17 protein-coding genes are annotated in these 15,960 nt (G+C 44.6%); 11 read left to right on the top strand and 6 right to left on the bottom strand.

The window, feature by feature from the left end; translation table 11 throughout:
- The coding region (locus ABIO93_RS02390) for a deoxynucleoside kinase (RefSeq protein WP_348064026.1) at positions 1-454 on the bottom strand (454 nt) is incomplete at its 3' end.
- A gap of 196 nt (positions 455-650) precedes the next feature.
- Between ABIO93_RS02390 and ABIO93_RS02385 the strand changes: the two genes are divergently transcribed.
- Positions 651-1,637 (top strand): rhodanese-related sulfurtransferase, encoded by a 987-nt coding sequence (locus tag ABIO93_RS02385; RefSeq protein ID WP_348064024.1) that lies wholly within the window; start codon positions 651-653, stop codon positions 1,635-1,637.
- 3 nt (positions 1,638-1,640) lie between these two features.
- On the opposite strand, the gene ABIO93_RS02380 is transcribed toward ABIO93_RS02385, so the two are convergent.
- Positions 1,641-2,138 carry a GNAT family N-acetyltransferase gene (locus ABIO93_RS02380; protein WP_348064022.1) on the bottom strand — a complete coding sequence of 166 codons (498 nt, stop codon included), beginning with the start codon at positions 2,136-2,138 and terminating at the stop codon, positions 1,641-1,643.
- A gap of 116 nt (positions 2,139-2,254) precedes the next feature.
- Between ABIO93_RS02380 and surE the strand changes: the two genes are divergently transcribed.
- Together surE and ABIO93_RS02370 are read left to right on the top strand one after the other, a co-directional pair.
- Complete coding sequence (gene surE / locus ABIO93_RS02375) at positions 2,255-3,022, top strand: 5'/3'-nucleotidase SurE (protein ID WP_348064020.1); 768 nt, start codon at positions 2,255-2,257, stop codon at positions 3,020-3,022.
- Between the two features lie 12 nt (positions 3,023-3,034).
- Positions 3,035-4,597, top strand: a complete 1,563-nt coding sequence (locus tag ABIO93_RS02370) for a GH3 auxin-responsive promoter family protein (protein ID WP_348064018.1) — start codon at positions 3,035-3,037, stop codon at positions 4,595-4,597.
- 5 nt (positions 4,598-4,602) lie between these two features.
- Here ABIO93_RS02370 and ABIO93_RS02365 read toward each other — a convergent pair whose 3' ends face one another.
- Together ABIO93_RS02365 and ABIO93_RS02360 are read right to left on the bottom strand one after the other, a co-directional pair.
- Positions 4,603-5,217: a LysE family translocator gene (locus tag ABIO93_RS02365; protein ID WP_348064016.1), complete on the bottom strand. Its 615-nt coding sequence runs from the start codon at positions 5,215-5,217 to the stop codon at positions 4,603-4,605.
- A gap of 1 nt (position 5,218) precedes the next feature.
- On the bottom strand, positions 5,219-5,773 hold the full coding sequence (locus tag ABIO93_RS02360) for an NUDIX hydrolase (RefSeq protein WP_348064014.1): 555 nt from the start codon (positions 5,771-5,773) through the stop codon (positions 5,219-5,221).
- Positions 5,774-5,811: 38 nt separating this feature from the next.
- Between ABIO93_RS02360 and ABIO93_RS02355 the strand changes: the two genes are divergently transcribed.
- Positions 5,812-6,825: a cation diffusion facilitator family transporter gene (locus ABIO93_RS02355; protein ID WP_348064012.1), complete on the top strand. Its 1,014-nt coding sequence runs from the start codon at positions 5,812-5,814 to the stop codon at positions 6,823-6,825.
- A gap of 24 nt (positions 6,826-6,849) precedes the next feature.
- The gene (locus tag ABIO93_RS02350; protein WP_348064010.1) at positions 6,850-7,773 is read left to right on the top strand and encodes a sugar phosphate isomerase/epimerase family protein; all 924 of its coding nucleotides are present in this window, start codon (positions 6,850-6,852) and stop codon (positions 7,771-7,773) included.
- Positions 7,774-8,003: 230 nt separating this feature from the next.
- Here ABIO93_RS02350 and folE read toward each other — a convergent pair whose 3' ends face one another.
- Positions 8,004-8,693, bottom strand: coding sequence for a GTP cyclohydrolase I FolE (gene folE, locus ABIO93_RS02345; protein ID WP_348064008.1), 690 nt, complete (start codon positions 8,691-8,693; stop codon positions 8,004-8,006).
- Positions 8,653-9,069: a 6-carboxytetrahydropterin synthase gene (locus ABIO93_RS02340; RefSeq protein ID WP_348064006.1), complete on the bottom strand. Its 417-nt coding sequence runs from the start codon at positions 9,067-9,069 to the stop codon at positions 8,653-8,655. Before ABIO93_RS02340 ends, folE begins: the two co-directional genes overlap by 41 nt.
- 304 nt (positions 9,070-9,373) lie before the next feature.
- On the opposite strand from ABIO93_RS02340, the gene ABIO93_RS02335 reads away from it, so the two are divergent.
- The 6 genes from ABIO93_RS02335 to ABIO93_RS02310 all read left to right on the top strand — a co-directional run bounded on the left by ABIO93_RS02335 (position 9,374) and on the right by ABIO93_RS02310 (position 15,889).
- Positions 9,374-10,726: a Gfo/Idh/MocA family oxidoreductase gene (locus ABIO93_RS02335; protein WP_348064004.1), complete on the top strand. Its 1,353-nt coding sequence runs from the start codon at positions 9,374-9,376 to the stop codon at positions 10,724-10,726.
- A 71-nt stretch (positions 10,727-10,797) separates the two neighbouring features.
- On the top strand, positions 10,798-12,018 hold the full coding sequence (locus tag ABIO93_RS02330; protein WP_348064002.1) for a sugar MFS transporter: 1,221 nt from the start codon (positions 10,798-10,800) through the stop codon (positions 12,016-12,018).
- Positions 12,019-12,021: 3 nt separating this feature from the next.
- Complete coding sequence (locus ABIO93_RS02325; protein WP_348064000.1) at positions 12,022-13,104, top strand: galactokinase family protein; 1,083 nt, start codon at positions 12,022-12,024, stop codon at positions 13,102-13,104.
- A gap of 82 nt (positions 13,105-13,186) precedes the next feature.
- Positions 13,187-15,193, top strand: coding sequence for a (E)-4-hydroxy-3-methylbut-2-enyl-diphosphate synthase (gene ispG / locus ABIO93_RS02320; protein WP_348063998.1), 2,007 nt, complete (start codon positions 13,187-13,189; stop codon positions 15,191-15,193).
- Positions 15,194-15,353: 160 nt separating this feature from the next.
- Positions 15,354-15,533 carry a DUF6728 family protein gene (locus tag ABIO93_RS02315; protein WP_348063996.1) on the top strand — a complete coding sequence of 60 codons (180 nt, stop codon included), beginning with the start codon at positions 15,354-15,356 and terminating at the stop codon, positions 15,531-15,533.
- On the top strand, positions 15,530-15,889 hold the full coding sequence (locus tag ABIO93_RS02310) for an MmcQ/YjbR family DNA-binding protein (RefSeq protein ID WP_348063994.1): 360 nt from the start codon (positions 15,530-15,532) through the stop codon (positions 15,887-15,889). The genes ABIO93_RS02315 and ABIO93_RS02310 overlap by 4 nt, the downstream gene beginning before the upstream one ends.
- Positions 15,890-15,960 lie beyond the last annotated feature (71 nt).

The following is a 15,960-nucleotide window of genomic DNA, read 5'->3' as shown; positions in this document are numbered from 1 at the left end:
CGGTTGAAATGTCCGCTTCGAAGTCGCGACCACGCTTTTTAATCTGCGAAACCAGTTTGGGAATGTCGGCTTTCAAATAGATGAGCAGATCCGGCTGGGAAACGGTGCGGATAATGGATTCAAACAGCAGAAGGTAGGTTTGGTAATCCCGCTCGGTCATCACACCCGACTCGCGGAGATTCCGGGCGAAGATAAAGGCGTCTTCGTAGATCGTCCTGTCCTGGATAATGGTGGAATAGGTCGTCGCCCTGATCTTCTGTACCTGAGCAAAACGGTTATTAAGAAAAAAGATCTGCAAATTAAATGCCCAACGATCCATATCCTGGTAAAAATCAGCGAGATATGGATTTCCCTCCACGGCTTCATACATCACATCCCACTTGTAATATTCACCCAACATTTGGGTAAGCGTAGTTTTTCCGGCGCCAATGTTACCAATGATAGCTATGTGCATGAGATAAATGCGTGAAGTGAAAGAAGATGAGCAGCTGCAAAAATATAGATTTCGCTGAATAGTCAGTCCTGACCAAAGTCCTATTTTTTGATTTTCGTTAAAGAACGGTTATTCGTATATTTGCGACTGATTTGGAGAAAAGATCCGCGCAGAATATTGTCTTTTTTCTATCCTACTGACATTAAAAGTTACATCAATGAAGCCTTTCAGGGTTATTCTATATTATTACTACGCTACCATCGCCGATACTGAAACCTATCGCGACGAGCACCATTTGTTTTGTGTTGAAAATAATTTGCTCGGCAGGATCATCATTGCTCCCGAAGGATTGAACGGAACCGTTTCGGGCACGCCGGAAGATTGTGAGGCATATATGAACTACGTCCGCTCTGACGAGCGCTTTCAGGACGTTCAGTTTAAAATAGAAGAACATGACCAGGTAGCATTTCAAAAATTGCATGTGCGCGTGAAAGACGAGATCGTTAACTCTGATCTTCACGTAAACCCGCTGGTTCGCACCGGCAAGCATCTGGAACCTTCCGAGTTCAAAAAACTAATCAATGATCCTGATGTGGTGCTGGTGGATATGCGTTCGGATTACGAACATGAAGTCGGCAAGTTCAAAAATGCGATCACTTTTGACATGCATAACCTGCGTGAGCTGCCCGACCATGTGCATGAGATCGAGCATTTGAAGGACAAAAAGATCGTTACCTATTGCACCGGCGGTATTAAATGTGAAAAAGCGAGTGCCTACCTGCTCGATCAGGGCTTTACCGATGTGTACCAATTGCACGGCGGCATTATCCGCTATGGACTGGAAGAGGGTGGCGAGAATTTTGACGGTAAATGCTATGTTTTCGACAACCGGATCACGGTCGATGTCAATTCTGTTAACCCGACGGTGATCTCAAAATGCTACGTTTGCGATGAACCCTGCGACCGGATGATCAACTGCGCGAATGCGGAATGTAACACGCATGTGCCAGTATGCCATCAATGCGGCGAGGCAATGGAGGGCGCATGCTCTCCCGAATGCAAGGCGCACCCGGGCAAGCGCACGTATGATGGTACCGGCTATTATGTGAGCCAGAGTAACCATTACCATCCTTCGCAGGGACTGAAAAGTCAGAAAAAGAACCTGAAGAAAATGAAGCTTGCTCAAAGAACTGAACCGGCTTGATGCTCACTTCAGTTCTTTTTCAAGAATAAAATCATTCATCCAGTACGGACCAATCGGAATGTCCTGTTCGCCGGTAACCTGGAAACCCATTCGTTCATAGAATGTCTTGGCCTTGTTATATTTATTAACATTTAAAACCAGGACTTTCCCCCCGACAGACCTGACATAATTTTCCGTTTCATTCAGGAGATATTTCCCCGCGCCGGAACCCTGGGTAGCCGGAAGTACATATATTTTATGTAATTTGAACTTTCCAAGTTCATCTTCTGAAACGGAAACGAAGCCCTCAGGCTGATCCTGATTGAGCAGGATCATAAAATGATGCCCGGCAACCGTCATTTGATTTTTTAGGGATTCAAATGAATATATTTTTTCGAACATATAATCAATTTGCTCCTTGCTAAGAATGTCACTGTAAGTAGGTTCCCAGGTTTTTTCCTGCACCGAAATGATCACCGGGATGTCTTCAACGGTTGCATGCTTTATTGTGAATGATGGCATATTGCTTAAATTTGACACTTAAAACTGCAAATAAATATTTATTAACCTAAAAACCACCATACTTCGTCGACGACCTGACATTAACGCCAGGCTCACATTTCGATAAGTAGAAATATATGAAACCCCTTATTTTAGTTACAAACGATGATGGTATAACATCAAAAGGAATCCTAACACTGGTAGAAGCCATGCAAACCCTGGGAGAAGTCGTTGTGGTAGCGCCTAACAGCCCACAGTCGGGAATGGGACATGCTATCACGATAGGTGAACCTTTGAGACTTTATTCCACCCATATTTTTGAAAATGTAGTAGAATATGAATGCTCGGGAACACCTGCGGATTGTGTAAAACTGGCTAAAAATTATGTTTTGCAGGATCGTAAGCCTGATCTGGTGGTAAGTGGTATCAATCACGGCAGCAACAGCTCGATCAGCGTGCTTTATTCGGGTACCATGTCGGCAGCGATTGAGGCGGCGATTGAAGGCATTCCGGCCATTGGTTTTTCATTGTGCGATTTCCGGGAAGACGCTGATTTCAGTCATGCTATCCCGTTTATCAAGTCTATTACCGAGACAGCCTTGAAAAATGGGGTACCGAGAGGGGTTGCGTTAAATGTGAATATTCCTCAGAAAACAGACTTGCCGATCCGGGGAGTTAAGATATGCCGACAGGCGCATGCCAAATGGCAGGAAAAATTTGATTACCGGGTGGATCCCAACGGACGGGGCTACCTTTGGATGGCGGGTGAATTCGTCAATTTCGATACAGAGAAAGAAGATACCGATGTCTGGGCACTTGATAACAACTATATCTCGGTGGTCCCGTGTCAATATGATCTGACAGAGTATGAAGCACTAAAACAGCTATCAACCTGGGATTTATAATTAAAATCAGCTATGGCATTAGTAGGCAGTTTATTAAAAAAAGGCATTCATTTCAGCAACATTGTTGCTAACAGAAGAAAAGCGGGGCTGCATCAACAGCAAAAAAAAACGCTCGCAAAATTACTGGCCAAAGCCCGGTACACGGAGTTTGGCGAAAAATATAACTTCGACGAATTGCTTTCGTCTATTCTTTTTGGTGAAAAAGGGGCATTCTACGAACTATACAAGCGCTCCGTCCCCGTTTTCGATTACAACCGGATTTTTAACGAATGGTGGAATAAATCGCTTGAAGGCGAAAAGGACATTTGCTGGCCGGGACAGATCAAATACTATGCATTGAGCTCAGGCACCTCAGAGGCTGCCACCAAGCACATTCCAGTTACCAAAGCGATGTCGCGCGCAATGCAGAAAACCAGCATACGCCAGATCCTCTCGCTCGGACATTATAAAGACCTACCAAACGACCTGTATGAAAAGGGTTTCCTGATGCTCGGAGGTAGTACAAATCTGAACAATCAGGATAAGCATTTTGAAGGCGACCTGAGCGGGATTCAGGCCAAGCAGATCCCCTACTGGTTCAGGCCATACTACAAGCCCGGCGAAAAAATAGCAGCGCAAAAAGACTGGGGACTCAAACTGGAAGAAATTACCAAGCAAGCGCATGAATGGGACATTGGTTTCATCGTGGGCGTGCCGGCCTGGATACAGCTTTTGATGGAGAAGATCATCGCTCATTATAAAGTTAAAACCATTCATGACATCTGGCCCAATTTGCAGGTATTTGCACATGGCGGTGTTTCTTTTGAACCCTATCGAAAGGGATTTGAAAAGCTCCTCGCCCGACCATTGATTTACATTAATACATACCTGGCATCCGAAGGATTTATCGCCTACCAGACCCGGCCGGGAGCCCAGGGAATGGAGCTGGTGTGTGACAATGGGCTGTTTTTTGAATTTATCCCTTTCAATGAGGCTAATTTCGACTCAGACGGAACACTGCAGCCCAACCCTGAAACATTGATGGTGGACCAGGTGGAGGAAGGAAAAGAGTATGCACTACTGATGTCAACCTGTGCAGGTGCCTGGCGATATCTGATTGGAGATACTATTAAGTTTGTCGATAAAACCAAAGGAGAAATTGTCATTACCGGCCGAACTAAGCATTACCTGAGCCTTTGCGGAGAGCATTTGTCTGTCGATAATATGAATAAAGCTGTTGACCTGGTGTCTGATGAAATGGGTTTAACCGTGAAAGAATTTACAGTTTGTGGCGTGGAATATGGTACCATGTTCGCACACCAATGGTACATCGGCGTAGAGGAAAAAGATGTGGATGTAGCGCAATTAAGGAAAAAACTGGATGCGAAACTGGCGGAACTGAACGATGATTACGCCGTCGAACGACGACACGCATTGCAGGAGGTACTGGTGACCGTTCTTCCTAATCAGGCTTTTTATGATTGGATGAAATCAAAAGGCAAAATGGGCGGACAGCACAAATTCCCAAGGGTTTTCAAAAACTTCCTGATCGATGACTGGAAAGGATTTTTGAAAACCAATGGCTACATTGAATAGCGACATTACTTGAAGAAATTAGTATAAGCGATCTGACAGGCGATGAGGATAAAAACCACGCCTGTCGTTTTGTTAAATAAGGTCACTACCCGCGGCGTGAAGATCCTTTTCAACCGGTGCGCGTATACGGCAATCGCACTTTCTACCAGAAAAACGACTATTACACTGGCTGAAAAAAACAATATCACCTGGTTCAGGTTATAATGCAGGTTGGTACGTATATAGGAAGCGATGGTTACCCAGCTTATAAAATTGACGGGATTCAAGCCATTCAGCAAAAAGCCTGTTGTAAAGTAATAAAGCAGATTACCGAAGCGCGTTTGCGGGTAAGCGATCTTGGGCTGGCCCCGGACGAGGTTATTAAGGCCTAATACTATCAAAAACACCACCCCTGCCGCCGCCATCCATTTTTTGAAATCAGGAATGTCGGGTAACAATGCGGTACCGAAAATGGCGAAAAAGACGAAGATGATGTCGCAGACAAAGACCCCGAAGGCGATCTTGATGCCCGTGCGGTAGCCATTGTCCACGCTGTTTTGAACCAATGAAAAAAAAACGGTGCCAAATGTGAGGCACAATGCGATCCCGGTCAGCGTCCCGTAAAAAAGTGATTGCAGCATATCAGATACCTTTCTGCCGTGCAGTCATCAAAATGGCACATACCGAAAGAGAATCCGTGATTTCCGATCGCATCACCATATCCACCGCGTCCTTTAAAGGTATTTTTTTGACCTGCAAATCCTCGGTATCCTCCGGTTCCGCGTCCATTTGCGTAAGCTCCTCGGCGATGTAGAGAAAACCTTCTTCGTTGGTAGCAGAGTTAGAAGTATGAATTCTGGCCAGTTTGGTCCATTTTGCCGCAACCAAACCCGTTTCTTCTTTTAGTTCTCGTTTTGCTGCATCCAATGGATCTGCTCCGAGCATCCCGCCGCCTTCCGGAATTTCCCAGGAATATTCGTCGATCGCATACCGGAACTGGCCTACCAGATAAATATTCCCTTCCTCGTCAATCGGGATCACACCAATGGCCTGATTTTTGAATTTTACCAAACCATAAATACCCTTATTACCGGACGGGTTAATGACGTCACGGTGACTGAGTTCCAGCCAGGCGTTTTCATATACGGTTTCGGAAGAAAGTGTTTTCCAATTATTTTCTGTGGTTATAACCCGCATTTTCTTAGTATTTTTGACCTCTGAATGACAACTCCCAAATGCAAATAAACCAAAATAAGCTCAAACAACGTCTTATCCTGCTGTCTTTTGTAGCCAGCATCGTGCTGACAGGTTTGAAGTTTTTTGCCTATTATCTCACGTCTTCCAATGCTATCCTGAGCGATGCTTTGGAATCCATTATCAATGTAATTGCCAGTGGTTTTGCATTTTACAGCATTTACCTTTCATCTCAGCCCAAAGATCGGAACCACCCGTACGGTCACGGGAAAGTAGAATTTTTTTCCGCAGGATTTGAAGGCGCACTCATTATCATTGCGTCTCTTTTTATTAGCATTGAGGCAGTCCAGCGCTTAATGGACCCCGCTCCTATCCAAAATCTGGCGCAAGGTTCGGGATTTATCCTTTTTACAATTCTGGTCAACACGGCCATTGGTTATAAGCTGCTTTCCGAAGGCAAAAGAGTGAATTCACTCGCCCTCATTGCAGATGGACGACATTTAATGTCGGATAGTATCAGTAGCGTAATGCTGATTCTGAGCGTGGGGCTGATTTTGTTGACAGGATACGCCTGGATCGATAGCGTCGCTTCATTGTTTTTTGGTGTTTTTCTAGCATTCAATGGATTTCAATTGGTGAGTAAATCGGTCGCAGGCCTCATGGACGCGAGCGACGAAACCCTGCTTGAAAAAGTGGTACAAACCCTTCGAGACCACAAGAAATCTGAATGGATCGACGTTCATAACCTCAGAGTTCAGCAATATGGCTCTGATCTTCATGTAGACTGCCATTTGACGCTACCTTATTATTGGGAACTGCAAAAAGTGCATGAAACGATCCACGACTTTGAAAACACCTTAAAAGCGAGTAATTCCGGGGAAACGGAAATTTTTGTCCACGCGGACCCTTGCCTGTTCCAATGTTGCTACTTTTGCAAAATCGACGATTGTCCGGTACGGCAACACGCATTTATACAGGACATCGAATGGACGGCAGCAAGCCTGGTGAAAAATGAAAAGCTGTATAACGAAGCAAAAATTCACATTCAAGAGTAAACATAAATCTAAATTCTAACCACAATGTATTTTTCCCGACGCGATTTTATTAAACAAGCAGGAGCTGCCGCACTGGCCGCTACTACTTTTACCGATCTGTTTGCCGAGCCTGCTGCTAAAAAATTATGGTTTGATATTTCTTTGGCAGAATGGTCTTTGCACAAAGCGCTTTTTGCAAAAAAACTGACCAATCTCGACTTCCCTGAATTAGCGAAAAAAGAATTCGGAATCTCCATTGTTGAGTACGTTAACCAGTTTTTCAAAGACAAAGCCGAAGACAAAACCTATTTGAACGATTTGATCAAAAGACAAAAAGATAACGGCGTTTCTGCCCATCTGATCATGATTGATGGCGAAGGCGGTTTGGGAGAGTTGGATGCTGCAGTTCGTAATAAAGCGGTTGAAAACCACTACAAATGGGTTGAAGCGGCGAAATATCTGGGTTGCAAGACCATCCGCGTGAATGCGTTCGGAAAAGGCACCAATGAAGAAGTCGCCAAAGCGGCGGTTGAAGGACTGGGTAAACTGGGTGAATTCGCTAAAAAAACAGGTATCAATGTAATTGTCGAAAATCACGGCGGCTCATCGTCAAATGGCAAATGGTTGTCAGATGTGATGAAGCAGGTTAATCTTAAAAACGTAGGAACGCTTCCTGACTTCGGAAATTTCTGTATCACCAGAAAAGACGGTGGCTGCGCAGAATCTTACGACAGATATCAGGGAACGCAGGAATTGATGCCATTCGCGAAAGGTGTGAGTGCTAAAACTTATGACTTCGACGAAAAAGGAAACTGTATCGAAACAGACTACACTAAGATACTTAAAATCGTAAAAGACAGCGGCTTCAAAGGAATCGCCGGTATCGAATATGAAGGAAGCAAGCTTTCGGAGTATGAAGGGATTAAGGCGACGAAGGCGTTGCTGGAACGTGTAGGGCCGACGGTTTAATTTTTAGTTACTAACAATATTTGACAACACCTGACTACACTCGACATTTATTGTCATGTTTGGTCAGGTGTCGTCATTTTGTGGCTATCATTGGCTGATATGAAGTTTGGCGTAGTCTCCGACTACGTCCATGCGAAAGCCGGTCTCCGACCGGTACGTACACTAACATTTAGCCAGCGGCCAGAGACCGATAACACTCGGACGTAGTCTGAGACTACGCCAAACTCTCACTACATTCCCAGATAACTCAAAAACTCCTTCTTGGTTGCCTCTTCCAGGAATTTACCACCATAATAAGCAGTAACGGTAGAGCTGCCTGAATCGCGGATCCCACGGGATTGTACGCACATATGCTGCGCGTCGATCACCACTGCAATGTCTTCAGTTTGTAAAGCTTGTTTCAATTCATTGGCAATCTGCACGGTGAGCCTTTCCTGAACCTGAGGTCTTTTGGCAAAATATTCAACGATCCTGTTTAATTTGGAAAGCCCGATCACTTTTCCGCTTGATATATACGCAACATGCGCCTTTCCGTAGATCGGCACAAAATGATGCTCACAGTTTGAAAAGACAGAAATATCTTTCTCCACCAGCATCTGGTCATACTTATATTTATTTTCAAAAAGCGTTACCGCTGGTTTATTCTTAGGATCCAACCCGCTGAAAACCTCTTTGATAAACATTTTGGCAACACGCTTCGGAGTTCCTCTCAGGCTATCGTCGGTCATATCCAGGCCCATGATCTCCATAATGTGACGAAAATGCTTTTCAATCAGCTCCATTTTTGTTTCATCCTCCATGGCAAAGGCATCTTTACGCATAGGGGTTTCGATGGATGAAAATAAGTGATCATCGCCAATCTCTTCAATATCAACGTTGTCAGTCAACGGGATATTCGACAAAGTTCCGTTCTGTTTCATATAATCTGACTTTCAGGGCGAGGCCTGAATCAATTTTAGTTCTTAGGATTGAATAGATAACGATCGCTATGTTTTCAGCAGAGGGATTCAGATTTTTAAATTCCGGTACATCCAGATTGAGATTTTTGTGATCAAACCGGTCGAGGACAAACTCCTTTAATATGGAACTGAGAATCTTCATGTCTATCACATAGCCAGTTTCCGGGTTGAGCTCTCCCGTCACCTGCACGATCAATTCATAATTGTGTCCGTGAAAATTGGGATTGTTACATTTACCGAATACCTCGCTGTTTTTCTCGTCCGTCCATCCTGGATTATGAAGACGGTGAGCCGCATTGAAATGTTCCTTCCGGAACACCGCCACCTTTTGCGCCATATTTTAAACACTTAAATTTAAAATTGCCTTAAATGTCGTTACAAAGTTTGTGTCCAACACATTTAAAGTCGTCGAGCCTGCATGAAATGCCCGCTTTGGAGTCACTTGCTTTGGGGTAACGCTGTAAAGAACGAATTTGTTCATCACATTCTGAAATGATTGGAAGAAGCAAGAATAATGCTTTAAATTTTAATTAATAAAAAAATTTAAAAATCTCGTTATTGCATGTAAATTGCGAACTTGGACTGTCGGGAATGCACTGCCTTTTCCGCGCTCCTTCCTAAACCTTATTAACAGATAATTTATGGATAGACGTAATTTTATTCAAAAAGCTGCGCTGGCGGGCCCTGCCATAGGAATCCTGCCTTCAATACATTTAAAAGAAGAAAAAGTAGCCGATAAAGTTCGTCTGGGATTCATAGGAGTTGGGCTACGTGGACGTAACCATGTAGAACAGGCACTTTTCCGCCCCGACATTGAAATAAACGCCATTTGTGATATTGACAGTTCGGCCATCAACTTTACGTTGGATAAAATAAAGAAAGCAGGCCGGAAAGCGCCTGTGGTTTATTCCAAAGGGGATGAAGATTTTTTGAACCTGGTCAAAAGGGATGATCTGGATGGCATATTGATCGCTACTCCATGGCAATGGCATGTTCCTATGGCACTGGCTGCCATGAATGCAGGCAAATATGCAGCCGTAGAAGTTTCAGCCACAGTCACTTTGCAAGAATCATGGGACCTGGTTAATACCTTCGAAAAGACCGGCTCGCATTGCATGATCCTGGAAAATGTATGCTACCGGCGCGATGTGATGGCCGTCCTCAAAATGATCCGTGAAGGAATGTTTGGTGAAATGACGTACGCACATTGCGGTTACCAGCACGACTTGCGGGGAATCAAACTTAATAATGGTAAAAGTAATGAAGGCTACGGTGTCGAATTTGGCGAAAAAGGTTTTTCGGAAGCCAAGTGGCGCACACAGCATTCAGTAGACCGTAATGGTGATATTTACCCTACTCACGGTCTTGGCCCGGTAGCACATTGGATGGATATCAACCGCGGCAATTGCTTTACCTATCTGACCTCTACTTCTACCAAATCGAGGGGACTACATAAATATATAGTAGATCACGGCGGCAAAGATCATCCCAATGCGAAGGTAAATTTCAAACTGGGCGATATAGTAACGACCGTAATCCAGTGCCATAATGGCGAAAATATCGTGTTAGTCCACGATACCAATTCGCCGCGCCACTATTCGCTGGCGTTCCGCGCACAGGGGACCGAGGGGATCTGGATGAACGATGGACATAGTATTTATCTCGAAGGCGTTTCTCCCAAAGAACACACATCCGAACCCGACAAGCCCTATCTTGATAAAAATGACCATCCGCTTTGGAAGAAATACGCCAGCGAAGCTGAAAATGCAGGCCACGGCGGCATTGATTATTTTGTACTGAGAGGTTTTGTCGAATCAATTAAAAGAAAAACAGCGCCGCCGATTGATGTTTATGATGCGGCTGTTTGGAGCGCTATCAGTCCCTTGTCAGAAATGTCAATCGCCAGAGGCAGCTCGCCGGTCGAAATTCCTGACTTCACAAGAGGCAAATGGAAAACAAACAAGCGCATCTTTGGCCTGAATGACGAATATTGAGTACTATACCTGATAACATATTAATAAATCATAATTAACACCCGAAAACAACCCAACTAACGATCACTTAAATGAGCAAAAAGAACAATTATCTAGGCCCTCTCTTCATTATCGGCGTAATATTTTTCGTGATGGGGTTCATCACTTGGGTAAACGGAACGCTGATTACCTTCTTCAAAAAAGCTTTCTCTCTTGACAATACCAGTTCGTATCTGGTGACATTCGCCTTTTTCATTTCTTATACGATCATGGCGATCCCCTGCTCTTATGTTGTAAAAAAGACAGGTTTCAAAAATGGTATGTCGCTGGCCTTGCTGGTTATGGCTGCCGGAACATTGATCTTCATTCCAGCAGCCGAAATGGCTTCCTACCCCGTCTTTTTGGTAGGTTTATTCACGATTGGAATCGGGTTAACCGTTTTGCAGACTGCCTCAAACCCCTATGCAACATTGCTCGGGCCGCGCGAGAGCGCAGCGCAGCGGATCAGCGTCATGGGAATCGCCAATAAAGGAGCTGGGATTATCAGCCAGATCATTATTGGAAAATTGCTTTTGGCGGGTGCAAGTTCAACCGACCCCAAAGAAGAGCTTGACAAAGTGGTTGTTCCTTATCTGATTTTGACCGGAGTTCTGGTTGTGCTTGCAGTCGTAATCAGGCTTTCAAAAGGCCTGGTAGAAGTGAGTGAAGAAGAAGAGGAAACATCGGCAACAGGTCAGCTTAGTACACAAAAAACCTCTGTTTTTCAATATCCCAACCTTGTTTTGGGCGTACTTGCATTGTTTTGCTATGTGGGTGTTGAAGTTATTGCAGCGGACACAATCATCAATTACGGTGTTTCTTTGGGGATTCCTGAGAACGAAGCGCGGGTTTTTGGAGCTTACACATTGGGAGGCATGATGTTCGGTTATGTGCTTGGGATTGTGTTGATTCCTAAATTTGTTTCGCAGCAGGCTTATATGATTTTTTCCTCCGTGCTGGGCTTTGCGGTTACAGTTGCTGCAATTTTCACAACTGGCTTTACATCGGTTATGTGCATTGCGGTGCTTGGTTTCGCCAATGCAGTAATCTGGCCTGCATTATGGCCTTTGGCGCTAAGTGGTTTAGGAAAATTCACCAAAATTGCCTCTGCCCTGTTGGTAATGGGTATTTCAGGTGGTGCTGTCCTGCCTCTTGTTTACGGAGGGATCGCTGACTCAATCGGCAGCACGCAAAAAGCCTATTGGGTAATGGTACCATTGTATTTTTTCATATTGTATTTCGGCCTTGTTGGTCATAAAAAGAAAAGCTGGTAGTTCATGAGGATTTCGACTCCCGGCCGCATTTGTTTATTTGGTGAACATCAGGATTACCTTGGGTTACCGGTAATAGCGGCGGCCATCTCGCGAAGAATAAGTATTGACGGCGAATATCGCGACGATGATAAAATAATCCTGCATTTACCTGATTTAGGTTTAAAAGAGGAATTTTCTCTACGTGACACATTTCCTTATGTGATCCAGAGAGATTATTTCCGCAGTACTGTCAATGTTTTAAAAAGGAAAGGCCTTTCGTTTTCGAAGGGTTTTGAATGTGTGATCCATGGAAATATCCCGATCAATTCGGGTACTTCCAGCTCATCCGCACTCATTGTTTCCTGGGCTCATTTTCTCGATAAAATGAGTGATAATCCATTCAATTTCTCTCAAAAAGAACTGGGAGAAATTGCCAATGCGGCCGAAGTCCTCGAATTCGGGGAGCCCGGCGGTATGATGGACCATTACTCCACTGCCATCGGGAATGTGATCTATCTGGAATCAACTCCAATCATTAAAGTAGAAGCGCTCACGCCAAAGCTGGGCACATTCGTACTCGGCGATTCATTGGAACCTAAAGATACATTGGGCATACTGTCGCGCTGCCGCTATGGTATGGAAGATGTGATCAGAAAGGTTACTGCCTACGATCCGGAGTTTTCCATTTTCACTACTCCGTTTGAAAAAACCATTGATTACAAAGCGCTGCTTTCCGATGACGAGTTGAGCCTGTTGCGTGCTAATGTAGAGGATAGAGACATATTACTGGAAGGTAAAGCACTGTTAACGCAAAGTATCCATACACCTGTTAATGAACAGTTTGACACTCATTTTGGTGAACTGCTTTACAAGCATTACAAAAACCTGCGTGACCATAAAAGAACCTCTACTCCTAAAATAGAGCGCATGATGAATGCAGCGCTTAGTGCAGGAGCATTGGGTGGGAAAATTAATGGATCCGGCGGTGGCGGATGTATGTTTGTGTATGCACCTTCCCGCGCAGCAGAAGTGGCAGAGGCTATTGAAAAACAGGGAGGCAAAAGTTATATCATTACCGTGGATTCGGGAACCAGGATCGAGGGCTAGGTTATTAAATGCACGATTGTAATTCCGATTGTGTTTTTGTTTTAAGACCTTTGCATACATTATGGATCTCAATGATCATTCCATGTCAGTAATAACAGCTTCCGAAAGAAAAACAAATCTCTACTGTCCTTCCCTGACAGCATATACAAGGCGTAAAACGATTACCATCAACATCGGCGACCTTCCAATGGGCTCCGACTACCCGATCCGGGTACAATCGATGACCACGGTTGACACGATGGACACCCAAGGCTCCATTGACGAAGTGATCAGGATGGTGGAATCGGGTTGTGAATATGTCAGGATCACGGCGCCAAGCGTCAAGGAAGCACAGAATCTTGAAAATATCCGCAATGGTCTGCATAAGCTGGGTATTCATGTCCCACTTATTGCAGACATTCATTTTACACCCAATGCTGCCGAGCTTGCGGCCAGGATCGTTGAAAAAGTCAGGATCAATCCCGGTAACTATGCCGATCGCAAGCGTTTCGAGGTCATTGATTATACAGATGCTTCTTACGCAGCAGAATTAGAGAGGATCAGAGAGAAATTTATTCCTTTGGTCAAAATATGTAAAGAATACGGCACGGCAATGCGGATCGGTACCAATCACGGCTCGCTTTCTGACCGGATATTAAGCCGGTACGGTGACACGCCACTCGGTATGGTTGAATCCGCGCTGGAATTTTTACGCATTTGTGAAGAGCTCAACTACTTCAACATTGTTTTGTCGATGAAATCCAGCAATACGCAGGTGATGGTGGAAGCATATCGCTTACTTGTCCAAAGACTTGATGAGGAAGGTTTGAAACCTTACCCATTGCATTTGGGTGTAACCGAAGCTGGTGAAGCCGAAGATGGACGGATTAAATCCGCTGTCGGAATCGGTACTCTGCTGGAAGACGGTCTCGGCGACACGGTCCGGGTATCATTAACAGAAGCACCTGAAAAGGAAGCACCTGTGGCCCGCGCGCTTATCGAGCGCTACACTTCCCGCACGCCACATGACTTTATTGAACCCGTCGAAATTATCCCGATCAACCCTTTTCAGTACACACGGCGCGACACGCAGGAGGTTTATAACATTGGCCACCTGAATGTGCCCAGGGTCATTGCCGATTATTCCAATGTGCATGTTCAGCAACTGGAAGATCTGAAAAGCATTGGTCATTTCTTTTTGCCGGTACCCGACAAATGGGCAATGAATGATCAGGGAGCGGATTTTATATATACCGGCCAGCAACCTGTACCGTTTATGCTACCGAACGGATTGAAGGAAATGTTGGATTACAATCAATGGTTAGGCCATCCTGAGAAGCAAAACAAATTTCCGCTACTCAGTCCCGAAGAATTCATTGAGGCAGGGAATGTTATCGGGAGCCCGGTTAGTTTTATCAAAGGCAACATTCATTCGTTTGATCAAAGCTTTTTAGAGAAAATACGTGATAATCATCGGGTAGTACTGGTTTTGTCAACCGACAATGCGCACGCAATGCCGGAACTGCGCAGATTTTTTTATACACTCACAGAACTGAAAATAAAAGTCCCTGTGATCATTCAAAGGACTTATCAGTCTGATATGGGGGACAAGCTCACCCTTTATTCGGCAACTGATATTGGAGGTTTGTTAGTAGATGGCTTCGGTGACGGGACATTGTTATCGCCGGAATTTCCAGATAAAACAACGCGCACGGAGAAGCTAAAAGCAGCCTCGGCATTCAACAGCATTGCTTTCGGGATCTTACAGGCAGCCCGGACAAGGATGTCAAAAACAGAATACATTTCCTGCCCTTCCTGCGGCAGAACGCTTTTTGATTTACAGGAAACGACTGCAATGATCCGTAAGCACACCGAGCATTTAAAAGGTGTGAAAATCGGGATTATGGGTTGCATTGTAAACGGCCCGGGCGAAATGGCCGACGCAGATTATGGTTACGTGGGTATGGGTAAGGATAAAATTGCTTTATACCGTGGGCAAGAAGTGATCAAACGATCAGTGACTGCCGCGAAAGCAGTAGAAGAGCTGATCGGGCTGATCAGAGAAGATGGCCGGTGGATAGAGCCGGAAGAGCGCGAGGTATTGGTTTAGCTTTTAGCTTTTAGCGACTAGCTTTTAGCTTTTAGCTTTTAGGGACTAGCTCTAAGCTTTCCGGGAAAGTTGCATCAAAGTAATTAATGAGCCGATTCATAACAACAAGCTAACAGCTAACAGCTAACAGCTAACAGCTAACAGCCAAAATCAAAACCACATGAAAAAATACTTTCAACTGGGCGATGTATTTTACTACTTCATCCGGGTTTTCAGGAAACGCGACATTAATTCGCCGGATTCGGTCAACCTGCGCATGATGCACGGGATTAATAGAATCTCTATCGTCATGTTTTTGATTTGTGTAATCATTATGATCATCAGAGCTTTAACAAGATGAATTTAGAAACACTGCGGGATTACTGCCTGAAATTGCCGGGCGTAACCGAAGAACTTCCTTTCGGGCCGGATACGCTGGTATTTAAAGTAATGGGTAAAGTCTTTCTTTTAACGCCCTTGGATGCGGCAGGACATCAGTTCAACGTGAAATGTGATCCTGAGAAAGCCGAAGAATTAAGGGCGACTTATCCCGACGTGCAGCCCGGCTATCATATGAATAAAAAGCATTGGAACACAGTCCGTGTGACTGGTAGTATTCCGAGCGAAACACTATTTGGCTGGGTAAAAGATTCCTATGATCTCATCGTGGCAAGCCTTCCTAAAAAGAACCAGGAGGAATTGAAGAATATTGATTAGAAAGCAAACGAGGCCCCGAAAAGGCCTCGTTTGCTTTAATGTCGAGCGTAGTCGAAGGATCCTTCGACTAC

The organism is Dyadobacter sp., assembly GCF_039919315.1.
Lineage (GTDB): Bacteria > Bacteroidota > Bacteroidia > Cytophagales > Spirosomataceae > Dyadobacter.
Note: the sequence above shows the minus strand (reverse complement) of the source record. Positions and strands in the feature narration are given on the sequence as shown.

What these genes read in the sequence shown, in the direction of transcription:
- ABIO93_RS02370 (WP_348064018.1), top strand. Translation starts at nt 3,035, where the DNA reads ATGGCATTAGTAGGCAGTTTATTAAAAAAAGGCATTCATTTCAGCAAC.
- ABIO93_RS02325 (WP_348064000.1), top strand. Translation starts at nt 12,022, where the DNA reads ATGAGGATTTCGACTCCCGGCCGCATTTGTTTATTTGGTGAACATCAG.
- ABIO93_RS02380 (WP_348064022.1), bottom strand. Translation starts at nt 2,138, where the DNA reads ATGCCATCATTCACAATAAAGCATGCAACCGTTGAAGACATCCCGGTG.
- ABIO93_RS02310 (WP_348063994.1), top strand. Translation starts at nt 15,530, where the DNA reads ATGAATTTAGAAACACTGCGGGATTACTGCCTGAAATTGCCGGGCGTA.
- folE (WP_348064008.1), bottom strand. Translation starts at nt 8,693, where the DNA reads ATGAAACAGAACGGAACTTTGTCGAATATCCCGTTGACTGACAACGTT.
- ABIO93_RS02340 (WP_348064006.1), bottom strand. Translation starts at nt 9,069, where the DNA reads ATGGCGCAAAAGGTGGCGGTGTTCCGGAAGGAACATTTCAATGCGGCT.
- ABIO93_RS02385 (WP_348064024.1), top strand. Translation starts at nt 651, where the DNA reads ATGAAGCCTTTCAGGGTTATTCTATATTATTACTACGCTACCATCGCC.
- ABIO93_RS02355 (WP_348064012.1), top strand. Translation starts at nt 5,812, where the DNA reads ATGCAAATAAACCAAAATAAGCTCAAACAACGTCTTATCCTGCTGTCT.
- ABIO93_RS02350 (WP_348064010.1), top strand. Translation starts at nt 6,850, where the DNA reads ATGTATTTTTCCCGACGCGATTTTATTAAACAAGCAGGAGCTGCCGCA.
- ABIO93_RS02330 (WP_348064002.1), top strand. Translation starts at nt 10,798, where the DNA reads ATGAGCAAAAAGAACAATTATCTAGGCCCTCTCTTCATTATCGGCGTA.
- surE (WP_348064020.1), top strand. Translation starts at nt 2,255, where the DNA reads ATGAAACCCCTTATTTTAGTTACAAACGATGATGGTATAACATCAAAA.
- ispG (WP_348063998.1), top strand. Translation starts at nt 13,187, where the DNA reads ATGTCAGTAATAACAGCTTCCGAAAGAAAAACAAATCTCTACTGTCCT.
- ABIO93_RS02360 (WP_348064014.1), bottom strand. Translation starts at nt 5,773, where the DNA reads ATGCGGGTTATAACCACAGAAAATAATTGGAAAACACTTTCTTCCGAA.
- ABIO93_RS02365 (WP_348064016.1), bottom strand. Translation starts at nt 5,217, where the DNA reads ATGCTGCAATCACTTTTTTACGGGACGCTGACCGGGATCGCATTGTGC.
- ABIO93_RS02335 (WP_348064004.1), top strand. Translation starts at nt 9,374, where the DNA reads ATGGATAGACGTAATTTTATTCAAAAAGCTGCGCTGGCGGGCCCTGCC.
- ABIO93_RS02315 (WP_348063996.1), top strand. Translation starts at nt 15,354, where the DNA reads ATGAAAAAATACTTTCAACTGGGCGATGTATTTTACTACTTCATCCGG.